Raw genomic sequence first — 24526 nt, 5'->3', positions numbered from 1 at the left:
TTTTGCTGCAGTATTCCATCAACATAAAAAGCATGTATGTAATGTACAAGCACCATTCACATTTCCCAATTCAATTTATTGCAAAATTCCGGTAAAACAAATATGATTATGCTTGTACATATAGCAGAAAAGGGAGGAATTATTAATGGCTTCAGTTACATTTAAAAACAACCCGATCACTTTAGTGGGACAAGAACTAAAAGTTGGGGACAAAGCACCTGATTTTACAGTATTGGCTAATGACTTATCACCGGTTACATTAAGCGACTCCAAAGGTTCTGTCCGCATTATCAGCGTGGTTCCATCCGTGGATACAGGTGTATGTGATGCACAGACACGTAAATTCAATGAAGAAGCGGCAAAATTGGATAATGTGAAAGTACTGACGATCAGTAACGATCTTCCTTTCGCGCAAAAACGCTGGTGTGCTGCAAGCGGTTTGGACAATGTTCAAGTTCTTTCCGATCACCGTGACCTTTCATTCGGTGAAGCATATGGTGTCGTCATGCAGGAACTTCGTCTATTGGCCCGCTCTGTATTCGTAGTGAACAGCTCTGATGAAATCACATATGTAGAATATGTGAGTGAAGGCACTAACCATCCAAATTACGAAGGTGCAATCGAAGCGGCTAAAGCGGCAAAATAAGATGCAATCCTAAGAAACCGGGCGCTATGTGCCCGGTTTTTTGTTTTAACTTTTAACGGATGTTATTCTTGCCTGATTTTCAATGGAGCTGTGTATATTAAACTTTGAGTGCCGACCAATACAGTTCGTTTCTAATACACTGTTTTTATCATTATATGCTTGATTTAGTTATGGCTCCAAACTCGGACCATTCAGTGGTAAAACAATTTTGCCAGACCACTCTTGACCATTAGGTGTACCAACTTTTATGTCAATTTCATTAGGCCACGACGGCATTTGTCTTTGATGAGGTCCTGGAATAAACCCCGCTTGTTGCCCTGCTCGATATCCATCCCTATACCCTTGTCGATACCCTTGGCGATATCCTTGTCTAAACCCTTCTTGAAACCCTTGTTGTTGCCTGTTAGATTCATCTGCTGACTGTGTATCATGTTGCTGATTTATCGGATTAACCTGCCCATGATAGTATTGATATTGATTATCCATAATAATCACCACCTCATGTATGGTATTCTGTTTGGGCATTCATTGAGCCTTTCCAAGTAATAAAAAATCAGGGCAGCAACCCTTTATTTCAGTTTGTAGACAAAAGGGTTTCGGAAAACGTAACTGTGATTAAATGATGTTCCCGAACCAACTGACCTAAAGCAATATCTTCAACTCCTCGGGTATGGTTATATCTAAATTTTATAACAAAGATGATTGGAGAGGAAGGTGCGAGACTCCTGCGGGAAAAGCGTGTCTAGGGAGACCCCGCAGGCGCAAGCCGAGGAGGCTCCCAGACCGCCCGCGGAAAGCGAGTGCCTGGAGCGGAAATCAACGTCCAAATTGTACACCCTGTATTTTATTTACCTTTTAATTACTCATGGTTAAAAATTTTGAAAAAAGAGTGGCGTGCGAGAATTTCCTCATATGCGGACTTTCAAATCGGAAAATAGTTACGTTAAACAAACGAAGAATGATAAGCAGGACGTACGGCTTGTATCTCTTTCTTCTTACCTATAAAATAGGGACAGAAGCAAACAGGAGGAATTAATAAGTGAAGTCTACCCCAGTTGAACAATTATTTTATGAATTTGATGAAACAGCCCAAATATTGCAAAGTGAACTTTCATGTACGTATCTGGATGCCCTGGGTGAAACGGGCGAGAATTTCTTCCAAGGGAAAGTCCTGCAGGAGGAAATCAGTGAAGTATCGAAGAAAAGGTTAGTGAAGCATTATGCAGATTTTTCACCGGAGAAATATGAGAAGGAAGCAATCCGTAAAGCGTATCAGCTTGCTATTTTAAAAGGCATGCAGCAGAGCGTTCAGCCGAATCATCATATGACCCCTGATGCAGTCGGCATGTTCGTCAGCTATTTAGTCGGTAAATTCACCAAGAATCAAAAAGAGATAGTCATGCTCGATCCTGCCATTGGAACGGGGAATTTACTATTTGCGATCTTGAATCAACTTACTGATAAAAACATCGCTTCATATGGTGTCGAGATTGATGAAACCTTGATCAGGCTTGCATACGCAGGTGCCAACCTGCAAGAACACCCGCTGGAATTTTTCAACCAGGACAGCTTGGAGCCGCTTTTCATCGATCCTTCAGATGTTGTGGTCAGTGATTTGCCGATAGGTTATTACCCGAATGATGTGCGTGCAGCTGAGTATGAATTGAAGGCTGATAAGGGACATTCGTATGCACACCATTTGTTTATTGAACAAGGTGTTAAACACGCGAAGGATGGCGGACACCTATTCTTCATTGTCCCGAATAACCTGTTCGTCTCGGAGGAAGCTCCGAAACTCAATGATTTCCTGAAGAAGCATACACATATCCAAGGGATGGTGCAACTGCCGCTTTCCATGTTTAAGAGTGAAGCGGCTGCGAAAAGCATCCTGATCCTCCAAAAGAAAAAAGAGGGTATCGAAGCACCGAAGAAGGCATTGCTCGTACAACTTCCGAAGTTGTCGGATTTCGAAGCGACCAGGTCTGTCATGCAACAGATGGACGATTGGTTTAAAGAGGAAAAATAGTCAATGAAAGCTGATGCCGCAGGCATTGGCTTTCTTTTTTTTTGAAAGAGTGATTATTTGCAATTTTTCATTATTATTTGGTTGAATCCTCTTGCCATGATAAGATTGTACAATACACTGCACGTTTCGTTGGGATGAACATTGGAGGAACTAGCTTAGAGTAAAGGAGCAGGATGGATGTCAAAAATCGTGGCTATTAATGCGGGCAGCTCATCATTGAAGTTTCAGCTTTTTGAGATGCCAAGTGAAAAAGTAATTACAAAAGGTCTTGTAGAAAGAATCGGCTTGAAAAATTCCGCATTTACCTTAAGCGTCGAAGGCGAAAAGATTTCTGAAACGATGGATATACCCAATCATGAAATAGCTGTAGGGCTTTTATTGAAAAAGCTGATTGAACATCGCATCATTGACTCCTTTGAAGAAATAGATGGCGTAGGGCATCGGGTGGTGCATGGCGGTGAGATATTCACGGACTCGGTCTTGATTACGGAAGACGTAATAGAGGAAATCGAAAAGCTTTCCGAGTTGGCGCCCCTTCATAATCCCGCCAATATCACCGGAATCAAAGCCTTCAGGCGAATACTGGATGATGTGCCAGCGGTTGCGGTATTCGACACTGCCTTCCATCAAACGATGGCGGCAGGTTCCTATTTGTACAGCTTACCTCTTGAATATTATGAAGATTACGGAATAAGGAAGTATGGGTTTCATGGAACTTCACATAAATATGTATCGCAGCGGGCTGCCGAAATGATTGGCCGCCCAATTGAACAGCTTCGATTGATTTCGTGCCATCTAGGGAATGGTGCAAGCATTACGGCCATAAAGGGCGGCAAATCAATTGATACATCAATGGGATTTACACCATTGGCCGGTGTTACTATGGGAACGCGTTCAGGGAACATCGACCCTGCACTGATTCCTTATATCATGGAGAAGACGGGAAAAACAGCAGATGAAGTTCTGGATGTCCTGAATAAGAAAAGCGGCATTCTGGCCCTTTCCGGATTTTCCAGCGACCTGCGCGATATTCAAGTTGAAGCGGATAAAGGCAATGAGCGGGCTGAACTCGCACTTAAAGTGTTCGCAGACCGGATTCACAAGTACATAGGCTCCTATTCAGCTAAAATGGGAGGTGTGGACGGCATCATTTTTACAGCGGGCATCGGTGAAAACAGTCAAACCATTAGGGGGCGAATCCTGGAGGGGCTTGAATTCATGGGGGTATATTGGGATAAGGATCTCAATCGCACCTCGGGTAAGGAAGCGTTCATCAATGCACCCTATTCCCCTGTGAAAGTCATGGTCATCCCCACTAATGAAGAAATCATGATTGTCAGGGATACCATGAAAATAGCTTTAAGCGAAACTTGGAAAATATGACTTCCTGTTTTATAATGACCCCCTTATCTCTCTGGTAAGGGGTCTTTCCCATGAAAATTCATCCTCAAAATCCGCCTTCCCATGGATTTTATCTCCATGCAAACCGCTCCCCTTGAACGCTGGGTCGCCATCATCTATTCTTTGAAAACCTTTTCTCTATGTTATACTTAAGGGAGAATCCACCAATTCTGTACATAGGAGGCTTGATGCATGGAATTCACGAACCGGGAAATGAAACTTTTGAATGAAATTAGTGAATGGCAGGAAAGACTTTATCAATATGAGCCAACGGATCTGGCTGCATTGTATGATAAATGGTTGGAGCAGGGGTTTGCCCTGCTTCCGGAAAACATCCAACAACAATTTTTTGACAAGCTTGATACTTGGCTTTTTCATTTGCATGCCATGGTTCAGAGCTCACAAGTTCAAATAGATGCAAGAGAGCGGATTTTAGCATCTGCGCGCGTGTTTAATGAAGAAATCGAAACGTTGAGTGATTTGAAACACTTATCGATCGATCAGTTGAATTACATAGCCAATCAGCATATCGCTAAGCATCGCTTATATTCATTTGCACAAGGCGGGATGAGCGGATCAGGAGGCCTGCTTCTGCTAGGGAGCGATATTCCGGCCATGACGGTCATCAATGTCAGGATCGTACAGCTGATTGCGATGTCTTATGGTGTTGAGGTGAATACACCGTTTGAAATGATGCTGGCCCTTAAGGTATTCAATGCAGGAGCGATGCCAAAGAGGCTCCAAGGAATAGCTTGGGAAGAATTGATCCGCGAGGTCCAGACTGCAGAAGATGATTATTTTTATTTAGGAATCGAAGAACTGACCAACCCTACCTGGATGGAACAGCCGCTGAAGCAGCTGTTGAAAGCATTATCCATTACTGTTTTCCGAAAAAAACTGGTTCGGGGCATACCGTTCATCAGCATGGCCATAGGGGCTGGGTCCAATTATCAAATGACCCGGAGTGTCAGTGAATTTGCCCAGAAGTTCTATCAGTACCGTTATTTACTTGAGAAGAAGGCTGATGAAGAATGAGTGTCAAGAATCATAAAAAAGCCATCACGGAGGCAGTTCGCTGCATGGTGATAACCATCAGCGATACGCGAAATGAAGAAACGGATAAAAGCGGAGCACTGATGATGGAATTGCTGAAGTCGAAAGGGCATGAAGTGACGGATTATGTAATCGTTAAAGATGAGCGGAAAGCGATTCAGGATGCGGTCAATTCCGGTAGCCAAAGCAGCACGGTCGATGTCATATTAACAAATGGAGGCACTGGCATCGCCAATAGGGATGTGACGATCGAGGCGGTCAAAGAGTTGATGACCAAGGAAATTCCCGGTTTTGGCGAGATTTTTCGAATGCTCAGCTATCAAGAGGATATCGGGTCTGCCGCCATACTATCCAGGGCGATTGCCGGAGTCGTGAACAACAAAGCGGTTTTTTCCACCCCAGGCTCTTCAGGGGCGGTTAGGCTTGCGATGAATAAATTGATTCTCCCGGAATTGGGACATGTCGTTGGTGAACTTCGCAAGGATTTATAAGAGGGATGCAAAAAAAGCCACAGTTTTAAACTGTGGCTTTTTTTGCATGGAATAAGCCTTAATTATGCATCTTTTCAGTTACGCCTTGATTGGCACGATACCATAGCCATAAATCATTGATGATGGAAGCAAGTTCCGCAATTTCGGAATTAAGCTGGCATGATTTGGCGAAATTGCTCTCATCGGAAAGCCGAAACTGCTTTCGGTTAATGGTGGATTCCAGTTCCTTGATGCGGTCCGGGATGCTTCCCCGGATATTCTCCCAATGTACGAGTATTTGCTGTTGCTCGCCTTTTGTATATTCATCCCACTCTAGGTTCAAATCAGGAATTGGGATGCCAAGCCGTTCATCATGGATAAATAGTTCTTTCATATGACCTCCGCTTTTCGATTTTTCATACTCCTAGTTTACTATATTCTTGCGTAAGCATCCAATGTGTAAATTCCCAGAAATATTAGCGAATTATTTAGCAAAATGTTTGAAATACTACTTGTATTCCATTAATAAAGATGATAAAGTACTAATCATAGATTGAATAAAAATAACAAACGATGAATTTTTATTCACATGAAAGGACGATGAAAATGAAAAATCAAAAAGTTGTTTTAGCATATTCCGGAGGTTTGGATACTTCCGTTGCAATTAAATGGTTACAAGATCAAGGGTACGAAGTTGTGGCATGCTGCTTGGATGTCGGTGAAGGGAAAGATTTGGACTTCATTAAAGAAAAAGCGATCACTGTCGGTGCGGTAAGTTCCTATGTCATTGATGCGAAGGACGAATTCGCTGATGAATTCGCATTGACGGCTCTTCAGGCACATACTTTGTATGAAGGGAAATATCCATTGGTATCAGCTTTATCACGTCCGCTGATCGCGAAGAAATTAGTGGAAGTGGCTGAAGCGGAAAACGCGGTAGCCGTTGCGCACGGTTGTACGGGAAAAGGAAATGACCAAGTGCGTTTCGAAGTATCCATCTCCGCCTTGAACCCTAATTTGCAAGTTCTTGCACCTGTTCGTGACTGGAAATGGTCTCGTGAAGAGGAGATTGAATATGCAGCGAAAAATGGCATTCCCGTTCCGATTGGCATGGCGAGTCCATTCTCGATTGACCAAAACCTTTGGGGAAGAAGTAACGAATGTGGAATCCTGGAAGATCCATGGGCAGCTCCGCCGGAAGAGGCATATGATTTGACTGCAAGCCTTGAAAGTACGCCAGATACAGCTGATATCATTGAAATTGGTTTTGAACAAGGTGTGCCGGTTACATTGAATGATAAAAACTATAAATTGGCTGACCTGATCGTCGAGTTGAATCAAATTGCCGGCAAGCACGGAGTTGGACGTATCGATCACGTTGAAAATAGATTAGTAGGAATCAAATCGCGTGAAGTCTATGAAGCTCCTGGTGCAATGACATTGATTGCTGCACATAAAGAACTTGAAGATATCACGCTAGTAAAAGAATTGGCTCACTTCAAACCGGTGATCGAGAAGAAAATGACTGAATTGATTTATGAAGGACTTTGGTTCTCTCCGCTTCAAAAAGCTTTGGCTGCATTCCTGAAAGAAACACAAGTGAATGTAACCGGTACGGTCCGTGTGAAACTATTCAAAGGTCATGCGATTGTTGAAGGAAGAAAATCCGAGTACTCCCTATATGACGAAAAATTGGCTACTTATACAAAAGCTGACGAATTCGATCATGATGCAGCAGTTGGATTCATTAAGTTATGGGGACTTCCAACGAAAGTGAACAGCATGGTCACTAACAAGAAGGTGACAGTGTGAGCAGCAAGCTTTGGGGAGGAAGATTCACGAAATCTGCCGAAGAATGGGTAGATGAGTTTGGAGCTTCCATTTCCTTTGACCAGGAACTTGTCCTTGAAGATATTCAAGGCAGTTTAGCTCATGTAACCATGTTAAAGAAATGCAGCATTTTACCTGAAGAAGATGCGGATCAGATCATTGCGGGTCTGAAAACTTTACAGGAAAAAGCTGAGAAGGGTGAATTGACTTTTAAGGTTGAGATGGAAGATATCCATCTTAACCTGGAAAGTATGCTAATAAGCGAAATCGGTCCAGTTGGCGGAAAGCTTCATACAGGAAGAAGCCGTAATGACCAAGTTGCAACCGACCTTCATCTGTATATGCGTAACCAAACGAAAGTGATTCTGGAACTCATCAATGATTTGCAAATGGCGATTTTGGGACAATCCAAGAAAAATGTGGAAACACTAATTCCAGGTTATACACATTTGCAGCGTGCACAGCCCATTTCATTTGCCCACCATTTAATGGCTTATTTTTGGATGCTTGAGCGTGATAAGCAGCGCTTCACCGAGAGTTTCAAAAGGATTAACATCTCTCCATTGGGTGCCGGGGCATTAGCTGGGACTACTTTCCCGATTGACCGTGCCCTCAGTGCCGAGTTATTGGGGTTTGAGGGGATTTACGAAAACAGCCTTGATGCGGTGAGTGATCGTGATTTTGCCATTGAATTCATGAGCAACAGTGCGACAATGATGATGCATTTATCCCGTTTCAGCGAAGAAATCATTCTCTGGTCAAGCCAGGAATTCCAATTCATTGAATTGGATGATGCATTTTCCACGGGAAGCAGCATCATGCCGCAAAAGAAAAACCCTGATATGGCGGAATTGATCCGTGGTAAAACAGGACGGGTTTATGGGAACCTAACGGGGTTATTGACTGTTTTGAAAGGACTGCCGCTTGCTTATAACAAAGATATGCAAGAAGATAAAGAAGGCGTTTTTGATACGGTTAAGACCATTGTTGGTTCACTTAAAATATTTGCCGGCATGATTTCAACGATGAAAGTGAAAACAGAAGTAATGGAAAAAGCAACAAAAAATGACTTCTCGAATGCGACGGAATTAGCTGATTACCTGGCTTCAAAGGGTATGCCTTTCCGTAAGGCGCACGAAGTGGTCGGGAAGCTTGTATTGTTCTGTGTCCAGAATGGCTGCTATTTAGTGGACCTAAGCATTGAACAATTCCAGGAAGCTTCCGAGTTGTTTGAACAGGATATTTATGATGCATTAAATCCTTATGAGGCCGTTAAACGCCGTAACAGTGCGGGCGGTACAGGTTTTGCCCAAGTATTGCTGGCGATTGAAAAAGCGGAAAAACTTGTAAGTGAATAACAGGAAAAAGCTCGTTCACCAATTTGGCGAACGAGCTTTTTATCATTTTCTTTTATCAATTCGTACGCACGATCATTACATCACATTTTGAATGGCGAACGATGCCTTCCGACACGCTGCCGATGAGGAAACGTTCGACTGCATTTAGGCCTGTTGCACCGCAAACAATTAAATCGATTGAATGCTTTTTCGCTAAATCCCTTGGAATTTGAACTTTAGGAGAACCATATGCAACTTCTGTTTGGACCTTTGCAATCCCGGAGGCAATGGCTTCCGTTTTATACTTGTCCAATAGCTCATTGGCAAAGGTTTCAGAGTGATCACGGATAGTCATATCATAAGCTTCGACAGTAGGGAAATTCCTTGTATCCACGATATGTGTGAGCACAAGGGTAGCGTCACTGAGTTTTGCTAAATAGATTGCCTTTTTTAGGGCCCACTCTGCTTCTTCCGAACCGTCCACTGCTACAAGAATATTTTTATAATCTATACTATTCAAGTGAATCTCCTCCTTCTATTATATTCCTATTATACTATGTTTTACCTAATGGATCTGATTTCAATTGTAACAAATTAGCGAATGTTTTAGCCAATGATCTGGAAATCGCAAAATGAAAAAATGATTCAAACCTTAAGATGTGATGTGAAAAATATAAATGAAATATATCAAAGCATGCAAAAGCAAGTATAAATATAATGCATAGTTTAATATTCTTGAGAACAGCATTATAAAGGAAAATCAAAATTAGATTTATAACCATTTCAAGCCTTGGCTTTTCTCTTCTATTATAGTGTGGTTATGTCAGGGGTAAATGAATATGAATCAAGGTTCACCACTGAAAGATGGTTAAATGATGATGAAGGAAGAGTATATCTGGTTCGGACCGATTAGTTGAAATGAATTTTGAATAATAAATACCCCCGTCTTAAATGAAGGCGGGGGTATCCGGGTTTCGATATATTAAATGGTTAACACATCATCACCTTATGATTTGCAGGCTCTTCGGGAATTTGGTCAAAACTTCACAGCCGGTATCGGTGATCAGTAGATCATCTTCAATCCTGACGCCGGCAACATTTGGAACATATATGCCAGGTTCGATGGTATAAACCATTCCGGATTGAAGTTCAAGCGAATTCGTTTCAGTCAAGGATGGATACTCATGGACGCTGATCCCAAGTCCGTGCCCGAGCCTGTGCGGGAAGAATTCACCGTATCCTTTATTCCTGATGATGTTTCTGGCAGTCAAGTCTATCTCGGAACAGGATATACCAGGTTTACTGGCTGCAACGGCAGCTTCTTGTGCTTTAAGTACAGTTTCGTATATTTCTGCCTGTTTATCATTGATATCTCCGTAAGCAACCGTTCTAGTGATGTCAGAGCAGTACCCTTCATGAACGACGCCCAGGTCAAAGAGGACAAGGTCACCGCGCTGAACCTTCGTGTTCCCGGGTGTGCCATGTGGGGAAGCGCCATTTTTACCAGTCAGGACCATGGTGGAAAAAGACATTTGGCTGACGCCGGCCTTTTTCAATTCGTATTCTATCGCTGCAAGGATTTCCATTTCCGTTTTACCCTCATGAATTTCGCTGACACCCACTTCGATCGCAAAGTCGGCAAGTCGGCATGCTTCACGGATTTTGACCATTTCATCTTCCGATTTGATCATTCGCATCCTTTGAAGTTTTTCTTCTGCGGAAACGAGCTTTGGTGCTCCGAAGCATTGTTGGACCTTTTCATAACGTTCTACATTCATATGCTCTTTTTCAATGGCCATTGTATTAATGGTTATCCCGCGATTCTTCACTGCTTGCTTAACTTTTTCCCAAGGATTTTCAATGTCGGTGTAACCGATGATATCTCCAGCCCATCCTGCCTGTTTAGCATCCGGGACTTCCATCTGCGGGCAGACAAGGAGTGGGTCGGCATTTGCAAAAGTCGCAAGTGCTAGCAGTCTTTCATGTGGATCACTATAAAAACCGCTCAAATAGAAGATGCTCTCTGTAGATGTAAGTAAAGCGGCTTCTGCCTCATTGGCCTGTAACCAATTTTGTAGTTCTGTCAAACGTTCATTCATGACGATACCTCCATTAATAAGATATAATTACCTTAGCAATATTTAAAAGTATAGTAAATGGGAAAGGCCTAAGAAAGCTACTAAAAAAAATTAGTGGGTATGGGAAGGGAGCATCAAAAATGAAAGTATCTTTTCATGGACATGCAGTTGTAAAAATAGAAACGAATGGTAAAACGATTTTAATCGATCCATTCATTACTGGAAACGAATTGACCGATTTGAAGGTAGAAGATGTGAAACCGGATGTGATCATCTTAACACATGGCCATAATGACCACGTCGGTGATACGGTTGAATTGGCCAAAAGGCATGATGCACTTGTCATCGGCATTGCAGAAATTGCCGACTACCTGGGTGCTCAAGGAGTTAGGACCCACGGGATGAGCATCGGCGGAGCTTTCGAGTTCGATTTTGGAAAAGTGAAACTGACGCCAGCTTTCCATGGAACGGGATTCAATAACGGAGAGGGGCAAATCATTTATTTAGGAATGCCTGCTGGCGTATTGCTTATGTTAGAAGGGAAAACGATCTATCACGCAGGGGATACAGCGGTATTTTCCGATATGAAACTGATTGGGGAGAGACATCCGATTGACTTGGCATTCTTGCCAATCGGCGACAATTACACCATGGGGCCTGAAGATGCAGCACTTGCTGCGAAATTCCTTCAAGCCAAACAAGTCGTGCCGATTCATTACAATACTTTCCCTGTCATCAAACAGGATCCTGACAAATTCATCGACTTGCTTGAAGAGGGAAATGGACTGATCATGGAAGCCGGGGATGAAATAGAATTTTAATAGGAGCGGGAGCCTGCAGGGGCTTCCGTTTTTTTGTGTAACGTGTTGGCATAGCCGACCGAATTGACTGATCTCCGTTCAGTATTGCCTTTCACGCAGATGATTCCAGCAATGGAAAGTAAAGTCTCGTTCTGCAGCCAAGTCTTTTTTCCTTTCACAGGCATAAAATGAATAGATGAGAAAAAAGGGGGGATTGGATGAAACAGAGATTATTGCTGTGTTTGCTTTTATGCGGTGTGATGCTGTATTATGCCGTGCCGCGTTTGTCGTTGGAAAGTGGCGGTCTGGAGAGTCTGTTTGCGGGATCCTGGCTGTTGTTTGCATTGTTGGCGGTAGCTGGAAACTTGACGGGCATACTATATTCTCCTAAGAAACAAAAGGTAAAACGCAAGATGGAATACAAAAGGTTGCGCCAATACTAGTAGTTGTTTGATAAACTAGGCTCTTTGACCTTATAATGGGGAATAGGAATACCGTGAAAAGGGTGAAGCGCTTGGCTACAAAGCATGAACAAATATTAAAACATATCGATGGGCTCCCTGTTGGCGAAAAGATTTCCGTCCGTCAAATTGCGAAAGCATTGAATGTTAGTGAAGGTACGGCATACCGGGCAATTAAAGAGGCGGAGAACCAGGGCTACGTGAGCTCGATTGAGCGGGTAGGCACGATCCGTATTGAGAAAAAGAAAAAAGAGAATATTGAAAAGCTCACTTTCGCAGAAGTAGTCAATATTGTTGACGGACAAGTTCTTGGTGGGAAAACGGGACTTCATAAGACATTAAATAAATTCGTCATCGGGGCGATGAAGCTGGATGCCATGATGAGATATACAGGGGCAGGAAACCTGCTGATCGTCGGGAACCGTACACAGGCCCACGAGCACGCGTTAAAAGCGGGTGCAGCGGTGCTGATCACCGGGGGATTCGATACGGAAGAGCCCGTTAAAAGGTTAGCCGATGAATTGGAGATGCCAGTCATCTCAACGAGTTACGATACGTTTACCGTCGCAACGATGATCAATCGGGCGATCTATGACCAATTGATCAAAAAGGAAATCTTGCTGGTGGAGGATATTTTGACACCCGTACAGGAAACGACCTTTTTGACTGTGGGTGACCGGGTTCAGACTTGGCATGAACTGAATCAGGAATCCGGGCATAGCCGTTTCCCTGTTGTCGATGACAATATGAAGGTTCAAGGAATGGTCACATCAAAAGATATCATCGGACAGGAAGAGCTGACGCTCATTGATAAGGTGATGACGAAAAACCCGATGACCGTAGGCGATAAAATGAGTGTGGCATCTTCTGCACATATGATGGTTTGGGAAGGGATTGAGTTAATCCCGGTCGTGAATGACAGCCATATCCTAAAGGGAATCGTGAGCAGGCAGGATGTGCTGAAGGCACTGCAAATGAGTCAAAGGCAGCCACAGGTCGGCGAAACGATCGACGATACGATTACAAGCCAGCTTGTAATGACTTCGAATCGTGGCAAGGGCGAGGAAGTGTATAACTATGGCGTCACTCCGCAGATGACCAATTACCTTGGGACCATTTCAAGCGGTGTGTTCACGACATTGGTCACCGACTCAGCAAACCGTGCACTTCGAAGCTATAAGCGCGGTGACTTGGTCGTGGAAAACATGACGATCTACTTCATCAAGCCAGTCCAGATCGACAGTACGCTTGAAATCCATCCGCGTGTCCTTGATGTAGGACGTAAATTCGGAAAAGTGGATGTCGAGGTGTTTAACCAAGGCAAACTTGTCGGCAAGGCGATGTTGACTTGCCAATTGCTGGACCGATCATGAAAAATAAAAAGGATAATCGAAATTCGATTATCCTTTTTGGTTTGCAGCTTCTTCGATTGCATGTGGCAAATAAAATTTATACATTTTATAGCCGCCCCAAACACTGAATAGGCCAACGAAGATGAAAACGGCAGCAATGATATAAGTGATGGTCGTGTGGAACAGAAAAAGCTGATTGATTCCGAATAGTGCGACAAACGCACCGAGGGCGATGGAAGACTTCCCAGAAATCCACTTTTTCTCCATCGGCATCCTGGTTCGGACCGATTTGATTTTATAAAACAGATAGACCCCTAGCGAAAGAACGATCAAGGTGACAAGAATAGGCATCGTTTGAAATTCCCCCAATTTAACATATGTACCTTTTTATTGTAGCGGGAAATGAAAGAGAATGCCACAGTTAACAAGATGAGTCTTCCTATTTCCCCAATTTTTTGATTAAATGAAATATATCATCTTTATAAGGCTCGATAATACATATGTTAAGGGGAGATCTATATGAAAGCTGAAATATTAGCAGATATAAAGCGTTATGATACTATCATTCTCCATCGTCATGTCCGTCCAGATCCGGACGCTTATGGTTCACAGGGGGGATTGGCGGAAATCCTGAAAGCATCTTTCCCAGAAAAGCGAATTTTTACGGTCGGGAAAGAAGAACCGTCATTGAATTACTTAAGAAGGCTCGATGTGATTTCGGATGAAACATATCAAGGTGCTCTGGTCATCGTTTGTGATACCGCAAATACGGACCGGATTTGTGATGCAAGGTACACGACGGGTGATAAACTGATTAAGATCGATCATCATCCTAATGAAGATCCATATGGGGATATGCGTTGGGTCGATACATCGGCAAGTTCAGCAAGTGAAATGATTTATGAGTTTTACCAGTTCGGTAAAGAACAGGGCTTGAAGATGAGTGATGAAGCGGCACGCCTTCTATATGCAGGCATTGTTGGCGATACGGGTCGTTTCCTATTCCAGAATACGACTGAAAAGACATTTGCCTATGCCAGTGAATTGATTAACTATTCGTTCTCCCGCCCGCAGTTATATCAGGAGATGTATGACGTCGAGGAAAGCATAGTCCGGTTGAATGGCTATGTGTTGCAGCATTTTGAAATCCTTCCATATGGCACAGGGAAAATGATCATCACAAAAGATATACTTGAACAATTCCAGGCTTCTACATCTGAGGCATCTCAGCTCGTTTCCTCGCTCGGTTCGATTAAAAATGTTAAGTCATGGGTCTTTTTCATTGAAGAGGATAAAGAAATCAGAGTCCGTTTCCGTTCTAAAGGTCCGATCATCAATACGATTGCCCGTAAATATAACGGAGGAGGCCACCCGCTTGCAGCAGGGGCTTCGATTCATTCTTGGGATGAAGTGGATAATATCCTTGCCGACATGGAAGAGTTGAATAAATCGGAATGAAAAAACTTAAAGACCAAATCGCATATGATTTGGTCTTTAAATTTAGTGGATATTATTAAGAAGTAGTCCTTTTTAGTTTGATTTCAATATTCATTTTCGTATAAAACATGATCTCGACGACTTCAAGTCGATAGCGCTTTTTATTGATGGTAACGATCTTATTTTCGATGGATTTTTTCAAAAGCAGCTTTCCGTCATAGACACTGGCGACATCTTTGGCAAGAAGAGAGGAAAGGTCGTCCTCTATCACATCCTCGGCTTCTGCAATACTCAGCCGATCCAGACTGTATTTTTCATTCGTAATGGTTACTTCCACTTCCTGAATCGTCAATATCTCCTCGTTTTTCTGGTTCAATTTTTTATAATCCTGCTCCCAAATTGCGATTTTCCCGTTTAAATCCTGTATCACTTCACTTTGTTCGTGAAGGGTCCGGATCTGCTTCTCCTGCTGGACACCATGCATATAAAAGAAAATCACCCAACTGATCAATCCGCCAAGTGCGGCTCCGGCAAAGAAGCGCTGCCAGGTGGGAGACCGGTGATAGGGAGGAATCCTCATGATGAAATATGCTCCTGCGTGAACCAGTTTATGATCAGTGCTCCTGTCTGTGCTCCGCCAAGTGCAGATAGAATCAATAGGACCTGCTTGACTATATCCTTCGTTTCCCCGTGGAAAATACCGCGTTCGAAATTATAAACCATATCAAAAGTACCCCCGATTGCAGCGACAATCGCCCAAATACGAAGGCTGTCCGACAGTCGGAATACAGTCGTCATCGGGGCTTGTCCAGTAAAAAAAGCGGCGAGGCCCCCGATTATCGAGCCACCAAGCAATACGCCAAGCGATATGAAAAAGCTGTTGATGAAGGCTGGAACAAAGGCTTCATTCATATATCATCATCCTTTTTTTCTTGATATTCTTCTATTCCATTTATATGGGAAGTTCAGAGGTAATATGATAGTCGCCGGAAATCAGTAAGTTAAATTCCATTGGTAATGAGAACATATTTTCTTTTTTTGAAATAAACACTATAATGAAAAGAAACATGCCTTACAAAGGTGGGAGAAAAAACGTGTATACTCATCTCCATATTCAGAGCGGATACAGCCTGCTGACAAGTACGGTGAAGATCACTGAACTTGTGGCCAAAGCGAAAGCGGATGGCTGTACAAGTCTTGCCTTAACCGATCGAAATGTTATGTACGGTTCGGTCTATTTTTATAAAGAATGCAAGAGACAGGGGATAAAGCCGATCATCGGCATACTTGCAGATGTCCTTGATGAACGGGATTCGCCACATGGACTTCTTTTATTGGCAAAAAGTCTACAAGGATATCAAAACCTGCTTAAAATAAGCAGTGCCATAAAAACGAAATCCCCGTCAGGCATTCCAATGAATTGGCTTAAAGCCTATTCTCGGGGCTTGATAGCAATCACACCGGGTGTTGAGGGGCAAATAGAAACGCTATTGAGAGAAGAAAATCCTGAGGAGGCCAAACAGGCAGCGGGGCGATTTCTGCAAATTTTTGGTCATGATAACTTTTATGTATCCATACAGAGACTTTCGATCGCGAATGAGGAAAAAGGCAACGAAGCCATAAGTCAGTTGGCGAGAGATTTAGAGATAAAGATTGTCGCGACGAATCCAGTCTATTATTTGAACGAAAGCGATGCACTCGCTCAAGAAGTCCTATTGGCAATTGGAAATGGCGACAAGCTGGCGGATGAGACGCATACGGTTCTTGAATCCGATCAATTTTATTTGAAAAGCCGGGCACAGATGGCAGAACTATTTCATGACAGACCGGATGCACTCGAAAATACACTGCATATTGCCGCGCAATGCAATCTGGAAATTCCATTTCACCGTTCACTGCTTCCTAAGTACCCGACTGAAGATGGAGTCACAGCAGAGGAAATGCTCGAAGCCATCTGTTTCCAAGGGCTGAAGAAAAGATTGCCGGAGCCATCCATTCAATATGAAGAGCGCCTGCGATATGAATTGGATATCATCACCAAGATGAAATTCAGCGATTACTTTTTGATCGTTTGGGATTTCATGAAATTCGCTAAGGATCATCAAATCCTGACTGGTCCTGGAAGGGGGTCGGCCGCCGGATCGATGGTCGCTTATGTGCTGTCGATTACGGATGTCGATCCAATCGAACATTCCTTGCTGTTCGAGCGTTTCCTGAATCCGGAACGTGTCTCGATGCCGGATATCGACATTGACTTTCCGGATAACCGCCGTGAAGAAGTGATTGCCTATGTCGCGAAGAAGTACGGGGAACTTCATGTAGCACAAATCATTACATTCGGAACATTGGCTGCCAAAGCTGCGTTAAGGGACACAGGCCGTGTTTTCGGCTTGAATTCAAAGGAACAGGAAGCGGTATCGAAAATGATTCCAGGCCGCCTGGGCATCACGCTTCCCGAGGCCTTCAAGGAATCGAAAAGGCTCAGGGAATTCGTTAATGAGAGTGACCTGAATCAAAAACTTTTTCAAACCGCTTTATTGCTTGAAGGGCTGCCTCGCCATGCCTCGACACATGCCGCCGGCGTCGTCATCAGCGATCAGGCACTGACCGAGCATATTCCGATTCAGGGGGGGCATGAAGGCATCCATCTGACTCAATATCCAATGGACCTTCTCGAAGAACTGGGACTTCTTAAAATGGATTTTCTTGGACTCCGCAATTTAACGCTCATCGATAATATTTTAAATAACATCAAAAAGGGAACGGGGAAAAAGCTCGACTTGTCACATATCCCGATGGATGACCCCGAGACGCTAGCCCTTTTAGGGAGAGGCGAAACAACTGGAGTGTTTCAATTTGAATCGGATGGCATCCGAAAGGTTTTGATCAAGCTGAAACCGAACCGATTCGAGGATATCGTCGCGGTCAATGCTCTATATCGTCCAGGTCCGATGGAAAATATACCGCTGTTCATCGAGCGAAAACATGGACTGGCTCCGATTGATTACCTGCACGAGGATTTGAAGGATATCCTCGAGCCTACATACGGGGTCATCGTTTATCAAGAACAAATCATGCAAATCGCCTCCCGCTTAGCCGGGTTTTCATTAGGGGAGGCTGACCTGCTCCGTCGTGCCGTTTCGAAGAAGAAGAAGGATGTTCTGGATCAAGAGCGGCAGCATTTCGTGAACGGCTCATTGAAACAAGGATACTCCGAAAAAACGGCAGATGAGATTTATTCCTTGATCGTCCGCTTCGCTAACTATGGATTCAACCGAAGCCATGCGGTGGCGTATAGTTTCATCGCTTATCAGCTGGGTTACTTGAAAACCCACCATCCGGAATATTTCATGGCAGCACTCCTGACATCGGTCGTCGGGAATGATGAAAAGATATCGCAATATATCCGTGAAGCCAAAAAGAAAGGGATAATGGTTCTGAGTCCCTCGATTAACCGGAGCGGTTACCCGTTTTTACCGGAAAAGGAAGGGATCCGTTATAGCCTTGGAGCCATAAAAGGGATAGGCGGTACGGTCCTAAAAGAAATCTTTGCTGCAAGGAGGCAGAAGAAGTTCGCTGATTTATTCGATTTCTGTTTGCGCGTTTCGGGAAAAATCGTAAATAGAAAAGTGTTGGAGGCGCTTGTGCATTCAGGTGCATTTGATGAATTCGGTGAGGACCGGGCAACATTGTTGGCGAGCTTGGACGTAGCGATCAATCATACTGAATTGGTTAATCCAGATGATGACCTATTCGATATGTTTTCCGATGGCGAGTTTTCACTCAAACCGAAATACAACCGGGTCGAGCCTATCCCTATCGAGCACAAACTCTCATTGGAAAAAAGCGCATTGGGGCTTTATCTATCGAATCATCCGGTGACAAGCTATAGAGAACTTTTTCAGCACTTCGGCTGTTTGACCATAGATGAAGCTACCAATAAAAAGGAATCAAAAGTCTTGCTTGGCGCGTACATTACGTCGGTTAAAACCATAAGGACAAAAAAGGGCGATGTGATGGCTTTTTTGAGCGTTAGTGATGAAGAGGGGGATATTGAAGCGGTCGTTTTTCCAAATGTTTATAAAAATCACTCTGCCGACTTGAATCACGGACAACTCGTTATGCTGCAAGGAACATTGGAAGAGCGGGATGGAAAAACACAGCTCCTGATCAGGAACGTATACCCGCTTGAAAAAGTGAAGCAGATGAAAGAGGAAAGAAACGGAACGATATTCCTGAAAATCGAGGCTGGCAAGCAAACGAAGGATACACTGCAAAAAATAAAAAAAATTTTAATGCAGCATAGCGGTGAAACGAAGGTCATGCTTTTTTACGAGAGGGAAAACCGCTATGTACAGCTATCTTATTGGGATTGGGTCAATCCTACAGATAGACTGATGCAGGCATTATTTGACTTGGTCGGAAAAGGGAATGTGGTTTACAAGAAAGAATAACTGTTTTACAACTTTAATAGTTATGTTATATTGAAAACAGGCCGCTGTGGTCTGACCACTAGATTTCAGCATATATGATATGGGATACCCAATTTGGTTTAGGAGTGAAACTATGACATTAAGAGAAGAAGCTTTACATATGCACCGCTTGAATCAAGGAAAATTAGAAACAGTTTCGAAAGTACCGGTAAGGAATGCAGTAGATTTAAGCCTGGCTTATTCTCCTGGTGTCGCAGAACCGTGTAAAGATATTTACGATAAGCCGGATACCGTTTATGACTATACAATGAAGGGGAATACTGTTGCTGTTATTTCTGATGGAACGGCTGTATTGGGACTTGGGAACATCGGTCCGGAAGCTGCCATGCCGGTTATGGAAGGTAAAGCCGTTCTATTTAAAAGTTTCGCTGGAGTTGACGCTTTCCCAATCTGTTTAAAAACGACGGATGTGGACAAAATTGTAGAGACCGTTAAATTACTCGAACCGACTTTCGGCGGAGTGAACTTAGAGGACATAGCCGCACCAAATTGTTTTGAAATTGAAGAACGACTCAAGAAAGAAATGAATATTCCTGTTTTTCATGATGATCAGCACGGTACAGCCATTGTTACTGTTGCCGGTCTTGTGAACGCGTTACGACTAGTGAATAAATCAATGTCAGAAATTAAAGTGGTAGCGAATGGAGCAGGCGCTGCTGGCATTGCCATCATTAAATTGCTTTATAGCTATGGAGTTCGTGACATTATCATGTGTGATACGAAGGGTGCCATTTATGAGGGCCGTTCGACAGGTATGAATGATACAAAAGAACAAGTGGCGAAAGTGACCAATCGAAATAAGGTTTCAGGACCTTTGGAAACTGTCATTCAAAACGCTGATGTATTTATAGGTGTTTCTGCTGCAGGAGCATTGACAAAAGAAATGGTTTCTTCGATGAACCGGGATGCGATCATTTTCGCGATGGCTAATCCAGATCCGGAAATCATGCCGGAAGATGCAAAAGCGGCAGGAGCCAAAGTTGTTGGAACAGGCCGTTCGGATTTCCCGAATCAGGTCAATAACGTCCTTGCTTTCCCTGGGATTTTCCGTGGTGCCCTAGATGTACGTGCGACTCATATCAATGAAAAAATGAAGGTTGCTGCAGTACAAGCCATTGCCGGTTTAATACAGGAACATGAGTTAAACGAAGACTACGTCATCCCTGCTCCATTTGATGAGAGGGTAGCACCTGCAGTCGCGGCTGCTGTTGCCAAGGCAGCGATGGAAACGGGAGTAGCTAGAATTAATGTAGATCCAGAGGAAATTAAAGAAAAAACAAGGAAATTAGCGATCATTGGAAAAAGTGAGGAATAATTAATTTGGCAGGTCGTACTTCTTCATCCAAAATTTATCTCGATGTCGTTGAGAGCCTACGTACCATGATTGAAGCGGACAGCCTCCTGCCGGGAGATAAAATCCCATCAGAACGGGAGTTATCGGATCGTTTTAATGTTGGCCGTTCCTCTGTCCGTGAAGCATTGCGTGCCTTAGAACTATTAGGGTTAATAGAAACAAGGCGTGGTGAAGGGACGTTTATCAGGGATTTCCAGGAGCATAAGCTAGTCGAGCTTCTGGGAACCTTTTTTTTGCAAGATAAAAAAGTACAAGAAGATTTGTCTGAGACGAAAAGGCTGATTGAAATTGACTGTTTGCGGATAGTCGCCTTTTTCGCTACGGCTGAGGATATTAAAAGATTAATGGTCTGGGTCAAAGCGGATGAGTTTCATGATGATGATTTCTTCTTAAGAATTGCCATTTTGAATCGCAATCGATTGCTGGAAAGAATTTGGCGCATTGTCAACAGCTATGCTAGAACATCAGAGATGGTACAGGGTAATGTGAAAAAAGAAGATTATCTGGCACTTCTTACATATTTGCTCGAACGTGATGAAGAAAAAGCCATCGAAACTTATCTTATTAGAATTAGAAATATGTCGAAGGACGAGTGACACCTTTTTACACGATACTAATTTCATTTCTGATATAGTTTGTACCAAGTATCATAAAATAGATAATTGGTGGTAAAGGGAGGATTAAGCTTGCTTAAAGAGCTATTTGCGAAGTCTAAGAAGAAATATGCAACGGTTCCTTTAGATCGTGAGAAACAAGATGTACCGGAAGGAATCATGACAAAGTGCACCGGCTGTAAAAAAATCATGTATACAAAAGAATTGGTGAAAAACAAGAAAGTCTGTCTGCATTGCGGGTACCATCATCCGATGTCTTCCCATGAGCGCATCGAATTTTTATTCGACGCAGGCACTTTTAATGAATTTGATAAAGAAATGATTTCAGTTAACCCGCTTGAATTTCCGGATTACTTAGAAAAATTGGAAAAAGATAGAAAGAAAGCCAAGATTAATGAGGCGGTTGTCACAGGAGTGGGAAACATCAATGGGTACCAAGTTTCAACTGCCATCATGGATTCGAATTTCCGGATGGGAAGCATGGGATCCGTTGTTGGGGAAAAAATTACCCGTGCTATTGAACGTGCAGGTGAATTGAAGATTCCGTTCATCATATTTACGGCTTCAGGCGGCGCTCGGATGCAGGAGGGCGTTTTAAGCTTGATGCAGATGGCGAAGACAAGTGCGGCACTCAAGATATTCAGCAATGAAGGCGGACTGATCATATCAATGATGACTCATCCTACCACAGGTGGAGTTTCGGCAAGTTTCGCGTCACTTGGCGATATTAATCTAGCCGAACCTGGAGCCCTTATTGGTTTTGCGGGACGAAGAATCATTGAACAGACGATTCATGAAGAGCTTCCTGAAGATTTCCAAACGTCTGAATTCTTGATGAAGCACGGCCAATTGGATGCGGTCGTCAAACGTACGGAAATGAAGGAAACCTTGACGACGATCCTTAAAATCCATGCCCCGGGCGGTGAATGGTTATGATTTACGAATTAGAGTTCGAGCGTCCCATTACGGACCTTAGAAATAAGATTAAAGAGCTAAAAGCCATTTCGAAGGACGCTGATGTAGACTTAACAGCTGAAATCGAAACATTGGAAAAGCGTCTAGAGAAGCTGGAAGTGGATATTTATAACCATCTTAAACCGTGGGATCGTGTTCAGATTGCCCGGCATCCAGCCCGTCCGACGACGCTTGATTACATTCCGCTATTATTCAATGACTTCATCGAGTTTCATGGTGATCGTTATTATGGGGATGATGAAGCGATTGTCGCTGGAATCGCAGAATTTGATGGACTTGCCGTGACTGTCATCGGTCATCAGCGAGGTAAGGATACGAAGGAAAACATCCGTCGTAACTTTGGCATGCCCCATCCTGAAGGCTATCGAAAAGCTTTACGTTTGATGAAACAGGCGGAAAAATTCAACCGTCCGATTATTTGTTTCATTGATACGAAGGGAGCTTTCCCTGGTAAAGCTGCTGAAGAGCGCGGGCAAAGTGAAGCCATTGCGAAAAACCTTTTCGAAATGGCGGGGCTGAAGGTGCCGGTCATCAGTATTGTCATCGGTGAAGGCGGAAGCGGCGGTGCATTGGCACTTGGCGTCGGGGACCGAATTTTCATGCTTGAGAACTCAACATATTCGGTAATTTCCCCTGAAGGGGCTGCAGCCTTGCTGTGGAAGGATGCCTCTCAGGCTAAGAGGGCTGCGGAATCGATGAAAATCACGGCTCCCGATTTAAACCGCTTAGGAGTCATCGATGAGATCATTCCTGAAGTGAGGGGCGGCGCCCATCGGGATTCAAATTTACAGGCAGAAGCCATCAAGGATATCCTGAAACGTTCATTCAATGAACTTCTGCCATTGAATAGTGATGATCTTATCAACCAGCGTTATATGAAATTCAAGAAAATCGGTGAATATGAATTTGCAAAACAGCCTGAGGGAGAGCCTAAGGAAGTTGAACAGCATTCATAAACACATTTACAAAAGGGAAAACGTGCTGCCTTGGGCAACACGTTTTTTCATCCTTTCATGGGCACATATGTATTCATTACAGAAACGTGTAAAGAATATGGTTTGTGTGTAGAATGTAAACTTTTGCGCCATTTTACTTCAATTTCTGATGAGAATCGGTTAGGCTTATAACATCAAGTGAGCATCTTACTGCTTATTGAAGCTTGAAAAAGGGTACAATGATATAACGAGGCTAAAAATTGATTAGTGCTGTAGAGAGGTGACATTTATGAAAAGAATAGGTGTATTGACAAGTGGAGGAGATTCTCCTGGCATGAATGCGGCAGTCCGAGCGGTTGTCCGGAAAGCAATTTTTCATGAAATTGAGGTCTTCGGTATTTATCATGGCTATCAGGGACTGATAAATGGAAATATAAAGAAGCTTGAACTTGGATCGGTCGGGGATATCATTCATCGAGGCGGCACGATGTTACATACGGCTCGCTGTCCGGAATTTAAGACGGAGGAAGGCCAGCTGAAAGCGATTGAACAATTGAATAAACTTGGTATCGAGGGCATTGTCATCATTGGTGGCGATGGTTCATACCGCGGAGCGAAAGCTTTAACGGAAAGGGGCTTCCCTTGTATCGGAGTTCCTGGAACGATTGATAATGACATACCGGGTACGGATTTCACGATTGGTTTTGATACGGCCCTTAATACAGTCATCGATGCTATCGATAAAATTCGGGATACGGCCACTTCTCATGAAAGGACTTATGTGGTTGAAGTGATGGGAAGAGATGCCGGCGATATTGCGCTTTGGGCTGGATTGGCTGGCGGAGCTGAAACGATTCTTTGTCCTGAATATGAATATGATATAGAAGATCTGATTGGAAAGCTGAACCGCGGACATGACCGTGGGAAAAAGCATAGTATCATCATTGTAGCTGAAGGTGTTGGAAGTGCCGTTGATATCTCCAGGAAAATTGAGGAAAAGGCAGGGTTTGAAACCCGTGTAACGGTCCTGGGCCATGTCCAGCGCGGAGGATCTCCTTCGGCAAATGACCGTGTATTGGCAAGCCGGCTTGGAGCAAAAGCCGTTGAACTGCTTCTTGAAGGAAAAGGAGGCAGGGCTGTCGGGATAGAACAAAATCAACTCGTTGATTATGATATCATCGAAGCTCTTGCTAAACCGCATACAATTGATAAGAAAATGTATGAATTATCTGCTGAGCTATCCATTTAATCATTATTGATAGGA

At 43.4% G+C, this 24526-nt stretch carries 24 protein-coding genes; 17 read left to right on the top strand and 7 right to left on the bottom strand.

From position 1 onward, the window contains the following. Window positions 1–145 precede the first annotated feature (145 nt). Window positions 146–646: a thiol peroxidase gene (tpx, locus tag MKY17_RS20590; RefSeq protein ID WP_034309176.1), complete on the top strand. Its 501-nt coding sequence runs from the start codon at window positions 146–148 to the stop codon at window positions 644–646. A 168-nt stretch (window positions 647–814) separates the two neighbouring features. On the opposite strand, the gene MKY17_RS20585 is transcribed toward tpx, so the two are convergent. Then, a complete protein-coding gene (locus MKY17_RS20585) occupies window positions 815–1132 on the bottom strand; it encodes a hypothetical protein (RefSeq protein WP_144526548.1) in 318 nt (105 codons plus the stop codon). A gap of 553 nt (window positions 1133–1685) precedes the next feature. On the opposite strand from MKY17_RS20585, the gene MKY17_RS20580 reads away from it, so the two are divergent. From MKY17_RS20580 to MKY17_RS20565, 4 genes are all read left to right on the top strand, one after another. Then, window positions 1686–2672 (top strand): class I SAM-dependent methyltransferase, encoded by a 987-nt coding sequence (locus MKY17_RS20580; protein WP_098369961.1) that lies wholly within the window; start codon window positions 1686–1688, stop codon window positions 2670–2672. A 177-nt stretch (window positions 2673–2849) separates the two neighbouring features. Next, window positions 2850–4055, top strand: coding sequence for an acetate kinase (locus MKY17_RS20575; RefSeq protein WP_339200524.1), 1206 nt, complete (start codon window positions 2850–2852; stop codon window positions 4053–4055). A gap of 210 nt (window positions 4056–4265) precedes the next feature. Then, a complete protein-coding gene (locus MKY17_RS20570) occupies window positions 4266–5108 on the top strand; it encodes an EcsC family protein (RefSeq protein WP_339200522.1) in 843 nt (280 codons plus the stop codon). Next, window positions 5105–5617: a MogA/MoaB family molybdenum cofactor biosynthesis protein gene (locus MKY17_RS20565; RefSeq protein WP_339200520.1), complete on the top strand. Its 513-nt coding sequence runs from the start codon at window positions 5105–5107 to the stop codon at window positions 5615–5617. The genes MKY17_RS20570 and MKY17_RS20565 overlap by 4 nt, the downstream gene beginning before the upstream one ends. Before the next feature lie 58 nt (window positions 5618–5675). On the opposite strand, the gene MKY17_RS20560 is transcribed toward MKY17_RS20565, so the two are convergent. Further along, a complete protein-coding gene (locus MKY17_RS20560; RefSeq protein ID WP_283897859.1) occupies window positions 5676–5990 on the bottom strand; it encodes a hypothetical protein in 315 nt (104 codons plus the stop codon). A gap of 212 nt (window positions 5991–6202) precedes the next feature. Here MKY17_RS20560 and MKY17_RS20555 point away from each other — a divergent pair, with 212 nt between their 5' ends. Beyond that, the gene (locus tag MKY17_RS20555) at window positions 6203–7408 is read left to right on the top strand and encodes an argininosuccinate synthase (protein WP_144526551.1); all 1206 of its coding nucleotides are present in this window, start codon (window positions 6203–6205) and stop codon (window positions 7406–7408) included. Next, a complete protein-coding gene (gene argH / locus MKY17_RS20550; RefSeq protein WP_144551124.1) occupies window positions 7405–8784 on the top strand; it encodes an argininosuccinate lyase in 1380 nt (459 codons plus the stop codon). The genes MKY17_RS20555 and argH overlap by 4 nt, the downstream gene beginning before the upstream one ends. A 55-nt stretch (window positions 8785–8839) precedes the next feature. Here the strand turns inward: argH and MKY17_RS20545 are convergent, their stop codons facing one another. Then, window positions 8840–9274, bottom strand: a complete 435-nt coding sequence (locus tag MKY17_RS20545) for a universal stress protein (RefSeq protein ID WP_141993998.1) — start codon at window positions 9272–9274, stop codon at window positions 8840–8842. Between the two features lie 490 nt (window positions 9275–9764). Continuing rightward, window positions 9765–10862: a Xaa-Pro peptidase family protein gene (locus MKY17_RS20540; RefSeq protein ID WP_339200519.1), complete on the bottom strand. Its 1098-nt coding sequence runs from the start codon at window positions 10860–10862 to the stop codon at window positions 9765–9767. Between the two features lie 119 nt (window positions 10863–10981). Between MKY17_RS20540 and MKY17_RS20535 the strand changes: the two genes are divergently transcribed. The 3 genes from MKY17_RS20535 (at window position 10982) to MKY17_RS20525 (ending at window position 13475) form a co-directional block, all read left to right on the top strand. After that, complete coding sequence (locus MKY17_RS20535; RefSeq protein WP_098369969.1) at window positions 10982–11662, top strand: metal-dependent hydrolase; 681 nt, start codon at window positions 10982–10984, stop codon at window positions 11660–11662. A 197-nt stretch (window positions 11663–11859) separates the two neighbouring features. Further along, the gene (locus MKY17_RS20530; RefSeq protein WP_339200518.1) at window positions 11860–12084 is read left to right on the top strand and encodes a hypothetical protein; all 225 of its coding nucleotides are present in this window, start codon (window positions 11860–11862) and stop codon (window positions 12082–12084) included. Window positions 12085–12155: 71 nt separating this feature from the next. Further along, a complete protein-coding gene (locus tag MKY17_RS20525) occupies window positions 12156–13475 on the top strand; it encodes a DRTGG domain-containing protein (protein WP_137018167.1) in 1320 nt (439 codons plus the stop codon). Window positions 13476–13502: 27 nt separating this feature from the next. On the opposite strand, the gene MKY17_RS20520 is transcribed toward MKY17_RS20525, so the two are convergent. Continuing rightward, entirely contained in the window at window positions 13503–13805 is a 303-nt protein-coding gene (locus MKY17_RS20520; protein ID WP_076364735.1) for a YtpI family protein, read from the bottom strand. Between the two features lie 168 nt (window positions 13806–13973). Here MKY17_RS20520 and MKY17_RS20515 point away from each other — a divergent pair, with 168 nt between their 5' ends. Further along, the gene (locus MKY17_RS20515) at window positions 13974–14912 is read left to right on the top strand and encodes a bifunctional oligoribonuclease/PAP phosphatase NrnA (protein WP_144526553.1); all 939 of its coding nucleotides are present in this window, start codon (window positions 13974–13976) and stop codon (window positions 14910–14912) included. A gap of 55 nt (window positions 14913–14967) precedes the next feature. Here MKY17_RS20515 and ytrI read toward each other — a convergent pair whose 3' ends face one another. Further along, window positions 14968–15471 carry a sporulation membrane protein YtrI gene (ytrI, locus tag MKY17_RS20510; RefSeq protein ID WP_098369972.1) on the bottom strand — a complete coding sequence of 168 codons (504 nt, stop codon included), beginning with the start codon at window positions 15469–15471 and terminating at the stop codon, window positions 14968–14970. Next, complete coding sequence (locus tag MKY17_RS20505) at window positions 15468–15803, bottom strand: YtrH family sporulation protein (RefSeq protein ID WP_098369973.1); 336 nt, start codon at window positions 15801–15803, stop codon at window positions 15468–15470. Before MKY17_RS20505 ends, ytrI begins: the two co-directional genes overlap by 4 nt. Window positions 15804–15985: 182 nt before the next feature. Here MKY17_RS20505 and dnaE point away from each other — a divergent pair, with 182 nt between their 5' ends. The 6 genes from dnaE to pfkA all read left to right on the top strand — a co-directional run bounded on the left by dnaE (window position 15986) and on the right by pfkA (window position 24511). After that, window positions 15986–19345 (top strand): DNA polymerase III subunit alpha, encoded by a 3360-nt coding sequence (gene dnaE / locus MKY17_RS20500; protein ID WP_339200517.1) that lies wholly within the window; start codon window positions 15986–15988, stop codon window positions 19343–19345. 112 nt (window positions 19346–19457) lie between these two features. Further along, window positions 19458–20699, top strand: a complete 1242-nt coding sequence (locus MKY17_RS20495; RefSeq protein ID WP_141993903.1) for a malic enzyme-like NAD(P)-binding protein — start codon at window positions 19458–19460, stop codon at window positions 20697–20699. A gap of 5 nt (window positions 20700–20704) precedes the next feature. Further along, on the top strand, window positions 20705–21334 hold the full coding sequence (locus MKY17_RS20490) for a GntR family transcriptional regulator (RefSeq protein WP_098369976.1): 630 nt from the start codon (window positions 20705–20707) through the stop codon (window positions 21332–21334). Between the two features lie 90 nt (window positions 21335–21424). After that, entirely contained in the window at window positions 21425–22288 is an 864-nt protein-coding gene (gene accD / locus MKY17_RS20485) for an acetyl-CoA carboxylase, carboxyltransferase subunit beta (RefSeq protein WP_098369977.1), read from the top strand. Further along, a complete protein-coding gene (accA, locus tag MKY17_RS20480; protein WP_098369978.1) occupies window positions 22285–23283 on the top strand; it encodes an acetyl-CoA carboxylase carboxyl transferase subunit alpha in 999 nt (332 codons plus the stop codon). The genes accD and accA overlap by 4 nt, the downstream gene beginning before the upstream one ends. 268 nt (window positions 23284–23551) lie before the next feature. After that, entirely contained in the window at window positions 23552–24511 is a 960-nt protein-coding gene (gene pfkA / locus MKY17_RS20475) for a 6-phosphofructokinase (RefSeq protein ID WP_076364752.1), read from the top strand. Window positions 24512–24526 lie beyond the last annotated feature (15 nt).

Source organism: Peribacillus sp. FSL P2-0133 (assembly GCF_037975445.1).
Classification (GTDB): Bacteria; Bacillota; Bacilli; order Bacillales; family DSM-1321; genus Peribacillus; species Peribacillus simplex_E.
Note: the sequence above shows the minus strand (reverse complement) of the source record. Positions and strands in the feature narration are given on the sequence as shown.